Consider the following 17846-nt stretch of genomic DNA (forward strand, 5'->3'; position numbering starts at 1 on the left):
CCGTTATTGAAAGTTATGTTCACAAAAGAGTAATCGGAATGAATGTTCTGGCGCGAAACTTGCCGCATCCCAATGAGCGTTTCCCAGGTCAATGTTGTTACCGGACCACCCCCGTGCTACCCCATGTATGACCATTGCCAACTATCCATAGTGGCTCTTTTCTGCTTCTACCCCTGACAAGGTTCGCCACCCCCACGCCCGTCCCGCAGGTGTGGTGAAACCTCCAACGGCAGGGCACAATAGTGTCCATGAGTGAACCTGCTGCAGATTTTGACCAGATGCTGGCTGCAATCATTAAGACGTTTGCGGTCGCACACACCGAAGATTCCGACGAACACCTTGCCCAAGCGCTAGTGTTCAACGCCGGCCGTTTAGCCTGGCGGATGCGCGAATCCGGGGTCACTACTGAGCAAAAGACGAACATTTCCGACGTCGTCACCGAAGCCGATCGCGCCGCCGAACGTTTCGTGGCCGGAGCTCTGGAAATTCTACGCCCCAAAGATGGGATCCTTGGCGAAGAAGGAGCCGCCCGGGAATCGCAGTCCGGCAAAACATGGGTCATCGATCCTGTTGACGGCACCTACAACTTTGTCGCAGGTTCTGACTACTGGTGCTCTGCACTAGCCCTGGTTAAGGGCGACCCACACTCCCCCGATGAGCTTCTCTTCGGTGCCGTCCACCGTCCCGCTATGGGATACACCTGGTTCGGCGGGCCGAAGATTCCAACCACCCGCGACGGCAAAGAGGTTCACGCCCAAGCTGACACCCCGTTAGATCACGCGAGCGTAGCCACCTACCTCCACCCGACGTGGATGCAGGTCGACGCAGTGCGGAAAGCCTGGATCAAAGCTGTTCAACAGGCTGCCACCGTGCGCATGCTCTGCTCAGGGTCCGTGGATATGTCTGGCGTCGCCGACGGCACGTGGAGCGCGTGGGTCCAGCACAGCGTTCCCGCTTGGGATTGGCTTCCAGGCCGAGCACTCGTCGAAGGCGCCGGTGGAACCACCGAGGAGGTCGAGTCCCACGGCGTGGTGTGGCGCATCGCCGGAAATAAGCAGTCCGTAGCGGAAATCGCCGCCCACCTGCGCGAAGCGTAACAACAACCAAGGAGCATGAACATGTCTAATACTGATCTTGAACTGGCACTTTCCCTGGCAGACATCGCCGATGCCATCACAATGCCCCGTTTCGAAGCCAGCGACCTGAAGGTGAAGTCGAAGCCGGATATGACTCCCGTCTCTGAGGCCGACCTAGCCACCGAAGAGAAATTACGCGCGGAGCTTAAGCGCTGCCGCCCCGACGACGCCATCCTGGGCGAAGAGTTCGGCGGCGACGTAGAAAAGGTTGGCCGCCAATGGGTCATCGACCCCATCGACGGCACTAAAAATTACGTCCGCGGGGTCCCCGTCTGGGCGACCCTTATTTCTTTGCTTATCGACGGCGTCCCCGTCGTCGGCGTGGTCTCTGCCCCGGCACTCGGCAAGCGTTGGTACGCAGCCCAGGGCGAGGGAGCGTGGCGCACTTTCCAGGGTGGGACCCCGAAGCGCCTGCACGTTTCTGAGGTGGACGATCTGGCAGACGCTTCCCTTTCCTTCTCCTCCCTGTCGGGTTGGAAGGACCGTGGTCTGCGCGAGAATTTCGTAGAGCTTACAGATAAAACCTGGCGCCTGCGCGGTTACGGTGATTTCTTCTCCTACGTCCTCGTCGCCGAAGGCGCAGTAGATATTGCCGCCGAGCCGGAGGTTTCGTTGTGGGATCTCGCGGCTTTGGATTGTGTGGTGCGTGAAGCTGGTGGCCGGTTTACGTCGTTAATCGGTGAAGACGGTCCGCATGGCGGTGACGCCGTGGCCACGAATGGGCTGCTCCACGAGGAAGTCGTCAAGCAGCTCGGGGCATAAAAAATGCCGGGCCGCCCGGGCCCGGCATCACGGTGCTTTATTTTTGCACGTAGGGGGTGAATCCGTACCCGACCGCGGTAGCGTCACCTTGGTTGAGCTGGCGGATTACGTTATCCATGGCAAATGAAACCACCGGCATGTGGAAAACTCCCTGGAGCGGGGAACGAGAAACCAGTGCCGGGTTGGCCCACAGGCCACCGTCAACAACACCGACTACGTGGTTGCCACGCATAACCGGGGCACCCGAATCGCCCTGCATTGCCGCCATGTGGGAAGTGGACTGCAAACCACTACCCAGAAGCGTATAACCGCAGGTCCACCCGGTTGCCACGCCGAACTTGCACACGCGGTCGCCCGTGGTCGCTGCCCCGCCAACGCCATCGACTTTGACACCGTTGTAGTTGTCGGTCAACACGGTATTAGAGCCGAATTCAATGACGGAAAACGGCGCACCCGACCCGCCACGTACAACAGTTCCCGCTGGGCCGACGGTAACGGCATCCGCAGAACGCACCTCTTGGCCCACCGTGCCGCAGTGGCCAACAGTCAGGCCCACTTTGCGGCCTTGGGCGTCCGTGCCAACTGCAGTAAGGGTGCACAGGCTGTGCTTCCCCAAATAGATCGGGGTGCCTGCACCGAAGAGTGCTTTACCTTGGCGTTCTGCGGCTACCGACTCCTGTGGTACACGCGGCGCGTCATAGTAGCTGCCCGGCGCCCGGTGCAAAACGGGGCCACTTCCTGGTGCTTTACCTGCAAGAACCTGGCTGACGGGATCATTAGTCCAGGTGTAGTTAGGGTAATTAAGCAGCGGGTCGGTGACGTGCTTGCTGGCTTCCCCCAAGCTTTCGAACTGGACGCGGGACTGATTTACTGCATCCTGGACGCGGTTCTGGACGTCGGTGACCACCCGGTCTGCTTCCATGAGCACGTCCGTCGGGAGCTCTGGGGCCTCAATGCCCACGCTGGAGAGCTGTGCACGCGCCTGATTCAGCGCGTCCGTCACGGGACCGCGCTGGATCTCCTGCGCATCGTGGCCCTGTGTGGTTGTGGCGTTTTCTGCTGCAGTCGCTGGCACGGTGCCCAACGCCACTACTGCCGCGCACACTGTAGCTGCTAGTGTGCCGACCTTACTTTTCATGTATTACCGCTACCCTTTCCGCGTTATGCCCCGGTTGTCCCGTGCGCACCATCCGCCCCATCTGTAATCGCAAATTATCACCATCATGCCACGAATATGGGCAGAATATTGCTTTATCCATGTCGCGGGGTTACACCCACCGCTACACCCACCGTTACACCCACCGCTACGCCCACGCACGACGGCCGCAATATCTGGTTGCTCGCTATGTTTTTAGCCACACTTTCTTGATTTAGTTGAGTTAAGTGAGCTTTCAGATTTTCGTCCCACAGTCCAGGACGACCTATCACGCCACGTTGAAGCACTTCACACTCGAGGGGGCAAAGCAACGCACTTCACATTCCATGATGAGACTCACAGAAGTGCAGGTAAGCGATGTGCGCTCCGAACACACAGCGTTGAGCGGCAACAAAGAGAACACTATTCTTATTTATCGCAGACCGTCTCTGAGTCCGGCACACACTTCTCAGCCGGCTAGGTCTCACAGTGGAAGAAAGGGAACGCCCATGGTTCATCGCTTCGCCAACGCAGTGAATAATCTCGCCGCCGCGCGCTACGTCGATATCAGTGACCGCTCCCTCTACCTAGATTCGGTGGAAAGCTTGGCCGAAGAGCTCAGTTTCCATATCACGCGCCTGGGAATCGACTTCAACGACGTCGTCGAGAAAGCCACCGAATACCCGGACCTTCCGCCTAATCTCGAAGCGGGACTCGTCGCATGTATTGAAGCCCTGCGCGGGCGCGTTAAACAGCCCCCTCAACCGGATGATGCGGTCCCGGCCCCGGAGCCCTAACTGGCGTTAATCCTGTTCCCCCAAGTCCACTTCGAGGGTATCGGGAACGAGCGCAACATCGTCGACGCCAGCTAGGCGGTGGTAAACATCGCGCCAGACTCGGGTCTTTGCGCCGCCAATATCGTTTTGGTGCGCTAGGAAACGCATCGTCACGGTGATACCTTGCCCGTCCATATCCAGGGTGATGGTTGGCGTTGCCGACTCAGTGCAGTACACACCCGCGCGTTCTTCGAGGGTTTCGCGGGTCAGGATTTCAGCATCCGGAGCTTCCTCATCCTTATCGGAGTTTTGCGCATTGATCAGGCGCGCTACCTCCCGTTCGCCGGCCTGGGTGAGAATCTTTTCAGCTTTGTCTAGGTTGTGCTCGTGGGCGATGGGCAGGGCTATTTCGATCCACACGAATGGGAATTCATCGCGCGTCACGGCGAAAGTACCGCTCAGGATTTTCGAGTTCGGGATAGAGACAATCCGCCCGGTTGGTGTAGCGGTGCTCAGCCAGCCTTCTACCTCTTGCACCTGCGTGTGCAGCGGGCCTATGGCGTGCACGATTCCGCGAATCTCACCTACCTCGACGCGATCGCCAGAGTCGAAGGGTGCCTGGGAGGTGATGTAGAAGAAGGCAAAAAGATCGTTGACCAGATCTTTCATCGCCAGGAAGACGATCGCGATGACGATGACCGCAGAGATCACAATCGCACCCGTCACGTTGAACCACACGAGCAGCACCGCCACCAGCGCCAGAAAACCGAAAAGGGCCGTCGCAACGTGAGTCCACCTGATGACGTTGATTTCCTTTTGGGCAATCTTTCGAACCAAATAACGGGCACTGCGCCGCAGCGCAATGAATGCCAGCACGATTGCCAGGGTGATCAGCAGCTTGATTCCAACGTTTTCCGTGTCGGCGAAGAAGTCCTGAATATTATCTACCATGGGCGCACCTCGTCTTTGGGTCGTCGTGAAGCCTAAAACTCCAGTATGGCATCTTTTCATGCTTATCGACGCCCCTCCGGCCCGACAACGCAGAGCCGAGAAAAAACGTGATTTAGGTTGCACCCCATTTACTAGACCATAGTACAAGCGTAAGGTTAGGCTACCCTGCCAATCAAGCGAAGGAGTAACGATGGTCAAAATGCATCGTCAGATTCCCAATCTCGGGGAATTTTTTGATTTAGTGAAGTTCAAAAAGCCACAACTTAACCTCAAGCAAGCTCAGCTAGATAACGCCCAAACTATCTGGGACCTGCGCAAGGTGGCCAAGCGCATGACGCCTGCCGCAGCGTTCGACTACACCGACGGCGCCGCCGATGACGAAATCTCCATGAATCGCGCCCGCCAGGCCTTCCGCGACATCGAGTTCCACCCCTCAATCCTCAACGACGTTTCCGAGTTAGACACCACCACGGAAATTTTCGGCGGGTCCTCGACGCAGCCTTTCGGCATCGCACCAACCGGCTTTACCCGCCTCATGCAGACTGAAGGCGAGCGCGCCGGCGCACGCGCAGCGGGCCGCGCAGGAATCCCCTTCTCCCTTTCCACCTTGGGTACGACCTCCATCGAGGACGTCAAGGCAGCCAACCCCAACGGCCGCAACTGGTTCCAGCTCTACGTGATGAAGGACCGCTCCATCTCCTACGGGCTGGTTGAACGCGCCGCCAAGGCTGGCTTCGATACGTTGTTCTTTACCGTGGACACGCCGGTTGCTGGCAACCGCTTGCGCGACGCGCGCAATGGTTTTTCTATCCCGCCGCAGATTGCTTTAAACACGGTGGTCAATGCTGCGATTCGCCCGTGGTGGTGGATCAACCTGCTAACCACCGAACCACTGCAGTTCGCGTCGCTGTCTTCTACCGGCGGCACCGTGGGCCAACTCCTGGACTCCGCGATGGACCCATCCATCCAGTTCTCCGACTTGGATGAAATTCGTGCCCTCTGGCCAGGCAAGCTCGTGGTCAAGGGTGTGCAGAATGTAGACGACGCGCGCAAGCTCGTGGACCTAGGCGTGGACGGCCTGGTGCTGTCCAACCATGGTGGCCGCCAGCTCGACCGTGCGCCAGTCCCCTTCCGCCTCATGCCGGAGGTCCGCAACGCGGTGGGCTCTGACGTGGACGTTGCCATCGATACCGGCATCATGTCCGGCCAGGATATCGTGGCTTCCCTGGCAGTCGGCGCGGACTTCACTCTCGTCGGCCGCGCTTACCTGTACGGGCTCATGGCCGGTGGTGAGGCCGGTGTGGACCGCATGATTGAAATCTTGTCCTCCGAAGTTGCCCGTACAATGCGACTACTGCAGGTTGCGGACGTCTCCGAGCTCCGCCCGGAGCACGTCACCGTGCTGCACAACCTCAAGCAGGAAGGCAAGCTCGCACCTGAATCCCACTAGCGCTGGAGTTCGTGGCTCAGCGCTTCGAGTTCTCCGCCGCCGGCCATCTGATAGGTCAGTTCTTCGAGCGTGACCTCGGAGCGGTCGGCGTCCAGAACTTGTTCCCCCAATTTCAGGATGGAGAAGTGGTCGCCCACCAGGTAGGCGTGGTGCGGATTGTGGGTAATCAGCACCACGCCGATTCCCTTTTCGCGGGCGGCGCTGACAAAGCGCAGGACCATCCCGGACTGCTTCACACCAAGGGCAGCGGTGGGCTCGTCGAGGATGAGTACCCGCGCCCCGAAGTAAATGGCACGCGCAATGGAGACGACCTGCCGTTGGCCACCGGACAAGGTGCCGGCCTCAACGTTCACATCCGGGATGTTAATCCGCATTTCCTCCAATTGCTGCGCACAGATCCTGCGCATCTCCTCTTCCTTGAGCGCGCCGAATACACCGGTTATTTCCTGGCCCAGGAAGAAGTTGCGCCACACGCTCATCTCATCGACGATCGCCAGGTTTTGGTGCACGGTAGCAATGCCATTATCGATAGCTTCGCGGGGTGAGGCCCATCGGGTTTCGGTGCCGTCGATAAGCATTGTGCCCGACGTCGCCTGGTGGATACCCGACAAAATCTTGATCAGTGTGGATTTTCCGGCGCCATTGTCGCCGAGAATGCAGGTGACGCGGCCGGCCTCGACGTCGAGGTTGATGCCGCGCAGTGCCCTGAAGCTGCCGTAGTTTTTGGTGATGTCGCGCAAGCTGATGACTGCCATGGAGGACCTCCTACCTGGTCTTGTTGTACTTTGCGACGGACGTATTGGTTAGAACCGCGAACAGCAACATCGCGCCGAGGAAGAACTTGAACCAGTCCGGATTCCAGCCCGCATACACGATTCCCTGGTTGGTCATGCCGAAGATTAGGGCGCCGATCGCCGTACCGACGGCGGTGCCGCGCCCGCCTGTCATGGAACACCCGCCGATGACCGCCGCGATGATGTAGAGGAATTCATTGCCAATGCCTTGGCCGGCCTGGATGGAGTCAAAGGCAAAGAGTGTGTGCATGCCGACGAACCAGGCTGCGAAAGCGACGGTCATGAAGAGGATGACCTTCGTGCGCCGTACCGGGACACCCGTTGCACGCGCGGCTTCCTTATTGCCGCCGACGGCATAAATCCAGTTGCCGAACTTCGACTTATGCAGGACAAACGCGGCGATCGCGACGAAAAGGATCCACCACACCACCGTGGCGCGGATTGTTACCCCGCCAATCTGAAAGCTGCCCGCAAAAAAAGTGCGGGCGGAATCGAAACCGGCCATATCGCTGATCGAAGGCGTGGCTACCTGGCCGGTCACCAACTTGGTCACCGCCAGATTCAACCCCTGCAACATGAGGAATGCCGCAAGCGTAATGAGGAAGCTGGCGATGCCAGTACGCGTGACCAAAATCCCGTTGAGCGCACCAATCGCCAGAGAAATACCCAGGGCCAGCAGGGCACCCACCCACACGTTGAGGTGCAGGTTATAGCTGAGCATCGTGGCAGCAAGCGCTGCGGTGGTTACGGCGACGCCGGAGGAAAGATCGAACTCGTCGCCAATCATGAGCAGGCCCACAGCCACCGCGACGATGCCCAGCGTTGAGGACGCGTACAAAATCGTGGCCACCGCGTCTAAAGAACGAAACGCGGGCGCCACTGCCAAGAACAGGACCAGAATGACCAGGAAACCCAGCAAACTGGCCAATTCAGGGCGGCGGATCACCTTCGTGACCACGTTCATCGCAGCCCTGCCTTCGCGGCCTCGGCAACCTCATCCACGTTGGTGGCGTCCACGAAACTTGGGCCGGTGTAGACCGGCCGCCCGCCACCATAGGTGCCACCGTTACGCTTGGCTACCCACAGGGAGTCCACCGCGAGGTAGCCCTGCAGGTAAGGCTGCTGGTCAACAGCCCATTGGATACGCCCATCCGCGATGGCCTCGACGAGCTCCGCGTTGGTGTCGAAAGTAACGATCTCCGCTTCGGAGCCGGCATCCTTTACTGCATCGATGGCACGCATCGCCACGGGTGCCTGCAGTCCCATGACAGCATCAACGTTCTTATCTTGCGCCAACTTGGACTGCATGGTCGCCTGTGCGGAGGTGAGATCTTGGCCGTTGACGTAGAGCAGTTCCACCTTGCCGCCCTGCAGACCGTCGGCGACACCCGCGCAGCGTGCTTCTTGGGAGGAGTTGCCCTGTTCGTGGATCACGCAGAGCACGTTTTTCTTGCCTTCTTCCGCCAGGCGCTTCCCGGCTGCGGTGCCGGCGACGGTCTCATCTTGGCCGAAGAAGCCGGTCATGCCGTATTTTTTGTAGTCGTTCATTCCGGCGTTGAGGCCCACGGTGGGGATGCCAGCGTCGACAGCCGCTTGTGCTTTCGGCCCGATTGCCTCGGCGTTGGGCAAGGTGACGGCGATGCCGTCGACACCGGAGTCGATGGCCGACTGCACCAGGTTCGCCTGATTCGGGGCCTGCGGGTCGGAGGAGTAGCGCAGTTCGATGTTGTTTTTCGCGGCCGCTTCTTCCGCGCCCTTGCGCACGAGATCCCAATAGGTATCCCCCGGCGCGCCGTGGGAGATGAACGAGACGACGTAACGTGGCGTATCCACGCCGCCGGCCGTTCCGGTGCTGTTGTCGCCCTCGCGTGGAGCGCCGCCGGTGCTGGAGCACCCGGCTGCGAGTGCTGCTACTGCCGCGGTCGCGAGAACCGCCTTACACGCCCGTGAAAATAATGTCATGGCTCACATAGTGGAGGGGTGTAACAGTACGGTCAAATGGTTTTTTGGGTTTTTGGCGTATTTTCGGCCGTAGAAAAGGCAACCGCGCCATGTCTGCGCTTATCGACGTCCCCCTCCCCCACTCACCCGCCAGTCAATTCATTTACCTGCTACTTTGTCCTCGGAAATGTGTGGCTGGCGGCGTTCTTCTCCCCGTCACGGAGCACGCGGGGGCTGGGCTTCGCAGCGTTCTGAATCGTTTTAGATAAAAAGTTAAGTTTCCCAGCCTGGAGACGCGGACAAGCCACGAGGCCCGAGAGAATTCCCGAGCCTCGCATCCATAGCCATGTGCTAGTCACTCACGCACTGATCCGCGATCGTCAGCCCGGCGATGACCGCGTACGCAATTAGACCAGCAAAACGCATACCCTGCTGGACCTGCGGGGACTTGAGCGTGGCATTGAGCTGCTCCACCCACGCAGCAACGTCAGGGTTATAGATTCCGGCCCGCTGCTGCAGCATACGATGCACGTCCGCGATGGACTGCGAAATCTCCGCCTGACGCTGTGCCAAACCAGGCACGTTAATCGATGCGCCGAGGGCGAATGGGATCAGCGCCAGGAATGGAATTCCCAGGCCGACTCCCGTGGCGACACATTTACCGTTCACTGCTGTTGGTTCCTGCACGTCAACGGCTTCAATCGTGACGGGGATTTCGCCGACGGTTGTGCCGTCTTTCGCGGCGATGACTACGGTGGCATCCCCTGCTGGAGCGCCGTTACTCACCGTCACCGTAATCGCCCCGGTCTTCGGATCAACCTGTACGGAAGCGCCCGCCAGAGGTGTGCCGTCGCCACCAAGGAGCGTTCCTGTAAGGCCTTCGCGTGGATTGCGGACGACGTCGTCGAGAGCCACTGGCACCCCATTGGCAAGGATTCGATCAACGCCCTTACCAGGGATGATCTGCGGCTTAGTGGGAATAAGAAGCGTTGCGGGGAATTCGTCCTTATTCTTCGGGTCGGTTCCCTCTGCGGTTTCGGTGACGTCGGTGTAGCCGTCGCCGTCGTCGTCAGTATCTGTGGTGTCGGGTTCGCCGTCCTTGTCGGTGTCGCGCAGGATGTCAATAGTAATGATCTTGGTGGTCTTCGCCCCGGCCGGCGTGGTCACCGTGGCTTCGATGGTGAGGCGTTGTTCTTCCTTTCCGCTACCCCACTTCACCTGCGGGGTCCCGGAGATGGTGCTGGTCGCGGGGTCGAAGGTCAGGCCCTCAGGCAGGCTCGCGGTATCGATTGTGACGGTCGCGCCATCGCGAGGGGTGATCACGATGTCGTGGATGGGCTGGTATTCGAAGACCGTCTGCCCAGCACCGGTGACATCGGCTTCCGCGCCCGGGTTAAGCGGGGTCGCCGGGAATTCGTCCTTATCCTTCGGGTTGGTCCCCGCCGCGGTTTCTAACGTGTCGGTGAAGCCGTCGCCGTCGTCGTCAGTATCCGTGGTGTCGGGTTCGCCGTCCTTGTCCGTGTCGCGGGCGACGGTGATGGTGAAGTTGGTGGTCACGCCCGAGCCGTCCTCGTTGACGGCGGCTACTTTGACCGTGATGGCGCGGGTTTCTTCTGCCCCATCCCAGGTCACGGTTGGGGTTCCGGTGATGGTGCGCGTCGCTTCGTCGAAGGTCAGGCCAGTGCCGTCAAGCCCATCGACGGTGATGATTGCTTTGGGGTCTTCGGCTTTAATCGCCACCGCGTCGAGGGCCTTGCCCTCTACCTTGGTCTGGTTATCAATGGGCTCGAGGGACTTGACTGGCTTCACGACGCTCATTGGCTGCGATTTCTCACTCTTGGAATCTGTGCCAGCGTGCTTTTCTACCTCGTCGCTGAAGCCGTCGCCGTCGTCGTCCTTGTCCGTGAGGTCCGGCTCGCCGTCACGGTCGGTGTCGCGCTGCACGGTGATGGTGAAGTACTTGACGTCTTCTGTCCCGCCTGGGTGCGTGACCTTCGCTTCGACCTTGAATTCTTTGGTCTCCTCCCCCTTTTCCCACGTCACTTCCGGCGTGCCCGTGATCTCACGGGTTTCCGGGTTGTACGTCAACCCTTCGGGGAGGCCGGCATTCGGCGTTCCGCGCCCGACGGCAGTGTGGAAGGTCGGGTGAGCCTCCAGGTTTTTACCCGTGACGGCGATCGGCTCGACCGGCGCATGCTCAACGACGGTGGATTCCGCGATGTCGTCCAGCAGTGCTGGGGTGCGAACCCACAGGTCAAACGTATCGACGGAGTCACCACCCTGGTTGTCCTTGTACACAACCTGAACCGAAACCGTTTGGGTGGTACCCGGTTCTAATTTCTGCGACGGGTGAACGACGAGTGTGGCGCCGTCGGGAAGCGGTTGCCCGGTTTCCTCAGTCTCTGCTTTGGGTTTCTTCTTCGCGGAGAAGCTGACCAGCTTGCTGAGGTTCTGCGCGGTGAGATCCCCGAGACTAGAGATATCCAGCGGCTTCTGCTGCGAGTTCAGTTCGGTGTTAACCGCTGGCTCGTACTTGTCCTTGAGCGGGTACACGTGCAGGTTCATGGTGCCCACGCGTATGTCGGCCGGATTCGTGGCTCGCGGTACCGAATAGGTAACTACGTTCTTGCCCAGCTGCGCGTCGAGGTCAATCGCTCCGGTAATTGCGTAGTCCACGGCCATATACGGTTTGGCGTCGGCAGGTTTGACATCCTTACGGTTGCCGTCGCGCGTATCGCCGACCAGGCTCATGCTCAGGCCCTTGGGAAGGCCTTGGACCGTAACGTCAGGGGTCGCGTCATTTTCTTTGCGCTTGACCACCGTGATGTTGTTTGCAAAGACGCACAGGCCACTGGCAGTTTGTTGTGATTCTTGTGCCTTGGTAGGCGCATTTGAGCAAGGAGTTGCCGGGCTGGTGTCCCCTTCAGAGAACTTGGCTTGGAAATTCTGCAGCTTCACGGTGTGCTTGACGTCGCGGCCAGCAGCACCACGGAAAAAGTGCATTTCAGTCGGCTTTTCGGCGATGTTCTCGCCCGCGTTCGTGAAGGTGGGCAGTTCGGGTTCGCGCTGACCCGTTGCGGTGTGATCCTTGTAGAGCACGAAGTCAGTGATCTTCAGCTCCTGCTGCTTTCCCCCGAGCGTGAAGGTGACCTTCCCTGTCCCCTCAGGAGTGGTGATGTCTGTGGCTTCAGGATTTGCTTCTTTAACTTTCCTGGCAATGTCATCGGCTTCGCGCTTGAGCAACCAGTAGGGGTTAAACACCGCGACCGCCGCAGGTATTACCGGTCCACTCGAGGCGGACCGGTTTTCTGTGGCGTTCGGTGTTACTCCTATGCCGAGAGGCTCGGCTGAGGCAATTGCGGGCGCAGTTGTGACGACAAGTGCGCTGGCCAAAGCCATGCCAATGGACTTGTTGAAAATACTCATGAGACTCCCTTCGAAAGGTAGATGCAAAAAGAACGAAGAGATTTTATGGCATTAATGGCGGTTAAACAAATCCAAAAAGAAGAAACCTTTTGGTATATTTTCGGCCCCAAGAATCGGCACGAAAAAACCAAAAGGTCTATTGAGTGACGTGTCCACTGTGGAGTGTTGCGGTGAGGTGGGTATCAGCTTCACGACGCCCTCCGGCCGCCTCTCGCCCGTTTGAACATCAGCCCGCATTCGCCGCACGGAGTGCCACTCCGCTGAATTCCGCCCGGCCGGTTACGTTCGACCTTGCCGGCTTGCGCTGGCGTTTATTTCGGCGCGTATACCGCGCTGTAAGCAGGCTCCTTTAGAGAAACAAAAACGATAAAAATAACTAATGCTGCAGCGGTCCCGATTCCTACCATATCCCCCACAAGATTCGAGAAGTACGCCCGGAAGGCAAAACCCACAATCGAGGCCACCCCTGCGATCAGCGCGCTTGAACTAGCAACTACTGGAATCTTCATATCGAGGCGATATATTTGCCACGCAGTAACCCCAGCCCCCATAAGAAGACCACAAATTATAAGCACATTGACGTGCATGTATACCGCCCACAACACCGAGGCAAACACCAGCACCCCCAAAGCCAGGAACGGCACATACTTTTCAGCTGCTGTCATATCTTCACTCCGAGTGTTGGCATTTTCCTCGCCTGAGGAAACTTTTACCATCAAACATACGCCATGTTACTGTTGCCTACTGGCGAACCGACACCGGAAAGCCAAACGCATTTCTTTACTTAACCCCTTACTTACCCCCGGAAGTGGGTACAAAAAATTCCCCTTCCAGCGAACTGGAAGGGGAATCTAAATTGGTAGCGGGGGCAGGATTCGAACCTACGACCTCTGGGTTATGAGCCCAGCGAGCTACCGAGCTGCTCCACCCCGCGTCACGTAACCCTTATCAGGGATACCGTGCCTTGCGGCAACAAAGAAGTACTATACGCACGTTCCTATAAAAGACCAAATCCCCTGGGCACACCACCTAAGTAACGCCCAGGGGATTACTCACTACTCAGCGCTTACTGCTGGTCCTGGTAGGACTTCACAGCGCGGTCCAGCTGGTCTAGGGCTCGACCGTATTCCTCGAAGCTGCCGTTACGGGCAGATTCTAGGTTGCGCAGGGCGTCGTTGATGCGGCCAATCGCGTCGCCTGCGTCACCGGTTCCAGACGCCGGGGCGGATGGAGTGGACTCGCCCTTCTTCTCATCCTTGGAGTCTGCCGACTTCGCAGGGGTGGAGGTACTTCCGTCTTCTTCAACGACCTCGATGTCCTGAGCGGACTTCGGGTCGATGCCCACCTGCTGGAGGGCTTCAGCGATGGTCGGTGCGTAGCCCACCTGGCCGTCGTAAGACACCAGCACACGCAGCAGCTTCGGGAATGCAGATTCCTGATCCTTACGCTGGGAGTAAATCGGTTCTACGTACAGGATTTCTCCCCCGCCGACCGGCAAGGTCAGCAGGTTGCCGTTGTGCAGCGTATTGGTGCCTTCCCACAGGGTGCGGTCGCGGGCAATCTGGTCGGAGGACATCATGGTGTCCTGTGCCTGCTTCGGGCCCTGGGTTTGGGTGTTCGTCGGCAGTACGCGCACGGTGATCTGGCCGTAGTTCTCCGGGTCGGAGGTCACGGTCATGTGTGCGGACAGGAACTCACGGGACAGGCCGCGGAACGGGGTAATCAGCTGGAAGCTGGATTCTCCGGTCTCCGGGTCGGCAGCCACGATGTAGTACGGAGGCTGGCGCAATTCCTGGCGTCCTTCCGGTGCGGTTGGGTCGTTCGGGACGGACCAGAAGGAGTCGTTGGTGAAGAACACGCCTGGGTCGTCGACGTGGTAGCGGGCAAGCATTTCACGCTGGACCTTGAACAGGTCTTCTGGGTAGCGCAGGTGCTCACGGAGTTCGTCGGAAATCTCGGACTCTGGCTTCACCGTGTCCGGGAAGATGGAACGCCATGCCTTGAGGACTGGGTCCTCGGTGTCGAACTCGTAGAGTTCCACGGTGCCGTCGTACGCGTCCACGGTGGCCTTGACGGAGTTGCGGATGTAGCCAACCTCGTTGGAGACCAGGCGCTGGTTGGTGCCGTCCGGGTTCAGGGCATCCTCGGTGGCCTGCTGCAGGCTGGTACGGGAGGAGTATGGCAAGGAGCTCAAGGTGGTGTAGCCGTCCACGATCCACTTGATGCGGCCATCGACGACAGCCGGGTAGGTCTTGGAATCGGTGGTCAACCATGGGGCAACCTTTTCCACACGCTCACGCGGGTCACGGTCGAAGATGATCTTCGATTCGTCGCCAACACGGTCGGAGAGAATCAGGTTCATCTCCTGGTATTTGATCGCAAACGCTGCGCGGTTGATCCAGTTAGCTACATCTACACCACCCTTGCCTGTGTAGGTGTAGTTGGAGTTGTCGGTGTCGTATTCCACGTCGCCGTTTCCAGCAGTGCCGACGATCGCATAATCCTTGCCATCAGCGGCAGAGGCAATCACCGGACCGTAGTAAATACGAGGCTGATCGACCTTGATGCCCAGATCTTCGTTCGCCTCGTTTTCGCGGGCCAAGGTCTGGGACTGCAGGTCAGACACACGGTAGACCGGGTAGCCACCACGGGTGGAGCCCACATCACGGGCAACCTCATCCACCTGGTTGGCCTGCGCTGCGATGAAGCCGTTGCCGTGGGTGTACACAGTGTGACGGTTGATCCAGTCGGACTGGTTTTCACGCAGTTCGTTCGGGTCGAGTTCGCGGGCTGCGACGACGAAGTCACGCAGCTCCCCGTCCACCTCGTAGCGGTCAACAGCCAGGGTGTCCGGGAATCCGTAGAAGTTACGCAGCTGCTGTTGCTGGGTGAAGGTTGGGCTCAAGATGTCTGGGTCCAGGAGGCGGATGTTGGAAATGGTTGCCTCGTCGGAAGCTACGGCCTCGTTGGAAGCACCTTCAGCGCCCCAGTTCTCCAGGTAGGTGACTTCTTCATCCGTGATGCCGTACGCGTGGCGGGTGGCATCGATATTGCGGGCGATGTATTCAGATTCCTTCGCAGCGCGGTTCGGGTTGACGGAGAAACGCTCCATCAGGGCCGGCCATGCGCCGCCGATGACAACCTGGGAAACCAGCATCAGAACCACGCCGAGGGCTGGGATACGCAGGTCCTTGATAACGATGGCAGAGAAGAAAGACACCGCCACCAAGACGCCAATAATCATGAGGATAATCTGGGCTGGAAGCTGGGCGTTGATGTCCGTGTAGGAACCGCCGGTGAACACCTCGTGGCGGTTACTCAGCAAGGAGAAGCGGTCCAGCCAGAAGCCGAAGACCTTCACCAGCATCCACAGGCCAGCAATCACGGCAAGTTGGATACGCGCCGGCTTGGTCACCGTGCCGTTGATTCCAGCAGCCTGGTTACCAATCCGGATCGCTCCCAAGAGGTAGTAGCCCACTAGAGAGATAAGGAAGGCAATAATCAGCCACGTCGATAAGCTGGATTGAACCAGACGCAAGAATGGTGCGGTGAACGCGTAGAAACCGAGGTCGTGCCCGAACTGGGGGTCCTGGATTCCAAAGTTTTCACCGTTGACGAACATCAACACATTGCGCCACTGGGCCTGGCCAGTCAACCCCGCAAAAATGCCGATGACCACAGGCAAAGCCACCAGCAAGCCCTTGACCGAACGGTCGATGGACTGCCGGTACTGGTGCACGGGCGAGTTGAGGTCTAAATCGGCAAGATCGTTCGGCCGATTCTTCCACGTCAAATACCCTGCAGCCCATGTAATCAGGCCTGCGAGCAGTGCAAAAACAATGAACAAAATGATGCGGGTGACAACCACTCGGGTAAACACGCCACGGAAATCGACCTCACCGAACCACAGCCAGTCGGTGTAAAAACCAACGAGGAGTGGTGCACCAATGACCAGGACGGCAAGAATGCCGACTAGCCATGCGAGGCCTTTTCTCGGGGCGCGTGCCGGGGCTGCCGAATAAGTGGAACCGTTCGCCACTATGGAACTCCTTGAACACGTTGAGAATCTGGCCAGGTATCGTGATACCACTGTACGGATTTTGTTAGCCGTGTGGTAATACGTTCGCAGTGATGAAGCAGTAAAGAAGTAGGGGTGCGCGTAAAAAATGACGCAGCGTGAGCAGACTCAGCAGGCGCTCAATAAAGCCATGGTCGAAGCTATTGAATACGTCCACGCCGAAGGGTGGGACGGCCCGCCGGTACTTTTTGGCCTGGTGAGCTCCAGGATGCTTGCCGACGCCGACATCACCCTGACCAACGTCGACGACGAAGACACCGCGCCCCTGACGCTCATCGTGCAGGATAACCTGCCCGAGAACATCGAACCAGGCTCCGCCATGCTGGCCGATTACCTCACTCGCATCGCCTGGCCCCCACATATCGAAGGCGTGGTGCTCACCCAGGAGATTATGTTCAAGGACTCCTCGGCGGGACCGGACGCTCCGGCTCGTCCTGCGCGTCTGATTTCCGGCGTGCTGCGCGAGGGCGCGGAACAGACCCTGCTCCAATTGCGCCCCACCGAAGAAGAACTCGAAGAAGCAGGCCCCTTTGCCCAGGATGATATCCAGCTGCGCGGCGGTCCAGGCGTTGCGCCCAACGTGATCGCAGCATTGAAATACGGTCTCGAGGCCGATCCCGAACAGTGGTAGAAAAGAGCGCGGACGCCCCTTGTCTGGCGCATGCTCTAGAATCAATAGCCGATTAAACTTTGACCCTCCCAAGGAGTTTTCCGATGGCCTCTTCCACCTGTGTCCGCCTGATTGTTAGCGTGGCAGCTACAGTGTTTGCCACCTCAGCCTTGGTGGCGTGCGGTAGTGGCCAAGAAACACCGGCAACCTCCACAGAGGCGTCCACCGAAGTGTCGTCCACTGTTGAAACTTCCAGTGACGCCACGACCACGAGCTCGTCGACGGCGTCTGCGACAGAAACCACCACTAAAAAAGATGACGGTGTAGCCCAGGTCGCGGAAACGTTCTCCACCCTCGCACCGAAATCCCTGTTCGCACAGTTCGACTCGTGTAACCCTAACGGCTTGGAAAACTCGATGGAATGCTCCGGCAGTGAGATCGGCCAGTTCCAGTTCTTTGACACGGAATCCAAAGCCGCATCGACCGCCCAGCTGCTTACCGAACTGCGCAGTTCACGCGTAGTCCTGGATACTGGCAGCCACATTATTGGGTGGACCACCCTGGGCAACAATGCTGTGGTCACCGTGGTGGACACGCACAAGGCGCAGGTCATGCAGCAGATGATTTCCTCCGACAAGGTTGATCCAGAAGAACGCATCAAGAAGCTTGGCCTCGTAGAACACGTGGAGAAGCACTTCTCCTCTGGGGAGTCAGACGAGTCCTCAGAGGGGGAAGGAACCGAGTCCGCAAGCGCCACCCCAACCTCTTCCCCGGCGCGCTCCTAAAA

The 17846-nt window shown here is 58.8% G+C and carries 14 protein-coding genes and 1 tRNA gene; 6 read left to right on the forward strand and 9 right to left on the reverse strand.

Features of this window, described 5'->3' with window-relative positions; all coding sequences use genetic code 11:
• Positions 1-248 precede the first annotated feature (248 nt).
• Together ATK06_RS00470 and hisN are read left to right on the forward strand one after the other, a co-directional pair.
• Positions 249-1097, forward strand: a complete 849-nt coding sequence (locus ATK06_RS00470) for an inositol monophosphatase family protein (protein ID WP_048381914.1) — start codon at positions 249-251, stop codon at positions 1095-1097.
• A gap of 21 nt (positions 1098-1118) precedes the next feature.
• The gene (gene hisN / locus ATK06_RS00475) at positions 1119-1898 is read left to right on the forward strand and encodes a histidinol-phosphatase (protein ID WP_048381357.1); all 780 of its coding nucleotides are present in this window, start codon (positions 1119-1121) and stop codon (positions 1896-1898) included.
• 37 nt (positions 1899-1935) lie between these two features.
• On the opposite strand, the gene ATK06_RS00480 is transcribed toward hisN, so the two are convergent.
• Positions 1936-3036 carry a S1 family peptidase gene (locus tag ATK06_RS00480; protein ID WP_098388653.1) on the reverse strand — a complete coding sequence of 367 codons (1101 nt, stop codon included), beginning with the start codon at positions 3034-3036 and terminating at the stop codon, positions 1936-1938.
• Between the two features lie 506 nt (positions 3037-3542).
• Here ATK06_RS00480 and ATK06_RS00485 point away from each other — a divergent pair.
• Positions 3543-3830, forward strand: coding sequence for a hypothetical protein (locus ATK06_RS00485; RefSeq protein WP_048381359.1), 288 nt, complete (start codon positions 3543-3545; stop codon positions 3828-3830).
• A gap of 6 nt (positions 3831-3836) precedes the next feature.
• On the opposite strand, the gene ATK06_RS00490 is transcribed toward ATK06_RS00485, so the two are convergent.
• Positions 3837-4760, reverse strand: coding sequence for a mechanosensitive ion channel family protein (locus ATK06_RS00490; protein ID WP_169916226.1), 924 nt, complete (start codon positions 4758-4760; stop codon positions 3837-3839).
• Between the two features lie 190 nt (positions 4761-4950).
• Between ATK06_RS00490 and ATK06_RS00495 the strand changes: the two genes are divergently transcribed.
• Positions 4951-6210 carry an alpha-hydroxy acid oxidase gene (locus ATK06_RS00495; protein WP_048381362.1) on the forward strand — a complete coding sequence of 420 codons (1260 nt, stop codon included), beginning with the start codon at positions 4951-4953 and terminating at the stop codon, positions 6208-6210.
• Here ATK06_RS00495 and ATK06_RS00500 read toward each other — a convergent pair.
• The 7 genes from ATK06_RS00500 to ATK06_RS00530 form a co-directional block, all read right to left on the reverse strand.
• Positions 6207-6965: an ATP-binding cassette domain-containing protein gene (locus tag ATK06_RS00500; protein WP_098388657.1), complete on the reverse strand. Its 759-nt coding sequence runs from the start codon at positions 6963-6965 to the stop codon at positions 6207-6209. The genes ATK06_RS00495 and ATK06_RS00500 overlap by 4 nt on opposite strands.
• Positions 6966-6975: 10 nt before the next feature.
• Positions 6976-7968: an ABC transporter permease gene (locus ATK06_RS00505; RefSeq protein WP_048381364.1), complete on the reverse strand. Its 993-nt coding sequence runs from the start codon at positions 7966-7968 to the stop codon at positions 6976-6978.
• A complete protein-coding gene (locus ATK06_RS00510; protein WP_048381366.1) occupies positions 7965-8966 on the reverse strand; it encodes a substrate-binding domain-containing protein in 1002 nt (333 codons plus the stop codon). The genes ATK06_RS00505 and ATK06_RS00510 overlap by 4 nt, the downstream gene beginning before the upstream one ends.
• A gap of 330 nt (positions 8967-9296) precedes the next feature.
• Entirely contained in the window at positions 9297-12371 is a 3075-nt protein-coding gene (locus ATK06_RS00515) for a putative Ig domain-containing protein (protein ID WP_098388659.1), read from the reverse strand.
• A gap of 311 nt (positions 12372-12682) precedes the next feature.
• Positions 12683-13036: a hypothetical protein gene (locus tag ATK06_RS00520; RefSeq protein ID WP_111704138.1), complete on the reverse strand. Its 354-nt coding sequence runs from the start codon at positions 13034-13036 to the stop codon at positions 12683-12685.
• A gap of 192 nt (positions 13037-13228) precedes the next feature.
• Positions 13229-13305: transfer RNA gene (locus ATK06_RS00525), tRNA-Met, on the reverse strand.
• A 132-nt stretch (positions 13306-13437) separates the two neighbouring features.
• A complete protein-coding gene (locus ATK06_RS00530) occupies positions 13438-16410 on the reverse strand; it encodes a UPF0182 family protein (protein WP_098388662.1) in 2973 nt (990 codons plus the stop codon).
• Positions 16411-16537: 127 nt separating this feature from the next.
• Here ATK06_RS00530 and ATK06_RS00535 point away from each other — a divergent pair, with 127 nt between their 5' ends.
• Positions 16538-17080, forward strand: a complete 543-nt coding sequence (locus ATK06_RS00535; RefSeq protein ID WP_048381374.1) for a PPA1309 family protein — start codon at positions 16538-16540, stop codon at positions 17078-17080.
• 83 nt (positions 17081-17163) lie between these two features.
• A complete protein-coding gene (locus ATK06_RS00540) occupies positions 17164-17844 on the forward strand; it encodes a hypothetical protein (RefSeq protein WP_048381377.1) in 681 nt (226 codons plus the stop codon).
• Positions 17845-17846: the final 2 nt, after the last annotated feature.

Source organism: Corynebacterium renale, from assembly GCF_002563965.1.
Classification (GTDB): Bacteria; Actinomycetota; Actinomycetes; order Mycobacteriales; family Mycobacteriaceae; genus Corynebacterium; species Corynebacterium renale.

Excerpts from the sequence above, each read along its gene's own strand:
- ATK06_RS00470 (WP_048381914.1), top strand. The coding sequence starts at position 249 with ATGAGTGAACCTGCTGCAGATTTTGACCAGATGCTGGCTGCAATCATT.
- hisN (WP_048381357.1), top strand. The coding sequence starts at position 1,119 with ATGTCTAATACTGATCTTGAACTGGCACTTTCCCTGGCAGACATCGCC.
- ATK06_RS00480 (WP_098388653.1), bottom strand. The coding sequence starts at position 3,036 with ATGAAAAGTAAGGTCGGCACACTAGCAGCTACAGTGTGCGCGGCAGTA.
- ATK06_RS00485 (WP_048381359.1), top strand. The coding sequence starts at position 3,543 with ATGGTTCATCGCTTCGCCAACGCAGTGAATAATCTCGCCGCCGCGCGC.
- ATK06_RS00490 (WP_169916226.1), bottom strand. The coding sequence starts at position 4,760 with ATGGTAGATAATATTCAGGACTTCTTCGCCGACACGGAAAACGTTGGA.
- ATK06_RS00495 (WP_048381362.1), top strand. The coding sequence starts at position 4,951 with ATGGTCAAAATGCATCGTCAGATTCCCAATCTCGGGGAATTTTTTGAT.
- ATK06_RS00500 (WP_098388657.1), bottom strand. The coding sequence starts at position 6,965 with ATGGCAGTCATCAGCTTGCGCGACATCACCAAAAACTACGGCAGCTTC.
- ATK06_RS00505 (WP_048381364.1), bottom strand. The coding sequence starts at position 7,968 with ATGAACGTGGTCACGAAGGTGATCCGCCGCCCTGAATTGGCCAGTTTG.
- ATK06_RS00510 (WP_048381366.1), bottom strand. The coding sequence starts at position 8,966 with ATGACATTATTTTCACGGGCGTGTAAGGCGGTTCTCGCGACCGCGGCA.
- ATK06_RS00515 (WP_098388659.1), bottom strand. The coding sequence starts at position 12,371 with ATGAGTATTTTCAACAAGTCCATTGGCATGGCTTTGGCCAGCGCACTT.
- ATK06_RS00520 (WP_111704138.1), bottom strand. The coding sequence starts at position 13,036 with ATGACAGCAGCTGAAAAGTATGTGCCGTTCCTGGCTTTGGGGGTGCTG.
- ATK06_RS00535 (WP_048381374.1), top strand. The coding sequence starts at position 16,538 with ATGACGCAGCGTGAGCAGACTCAGCAGGCGCTCAATAAAGCCATGGTC.
- ATK06_RS00540 (WP_048381377.1), top strand. The coding sequence starts at position 17,164 with ATGGCCTCTTCCACCTGTGTCCGCCTGATTGTTAGCGTGGCAGCTACA.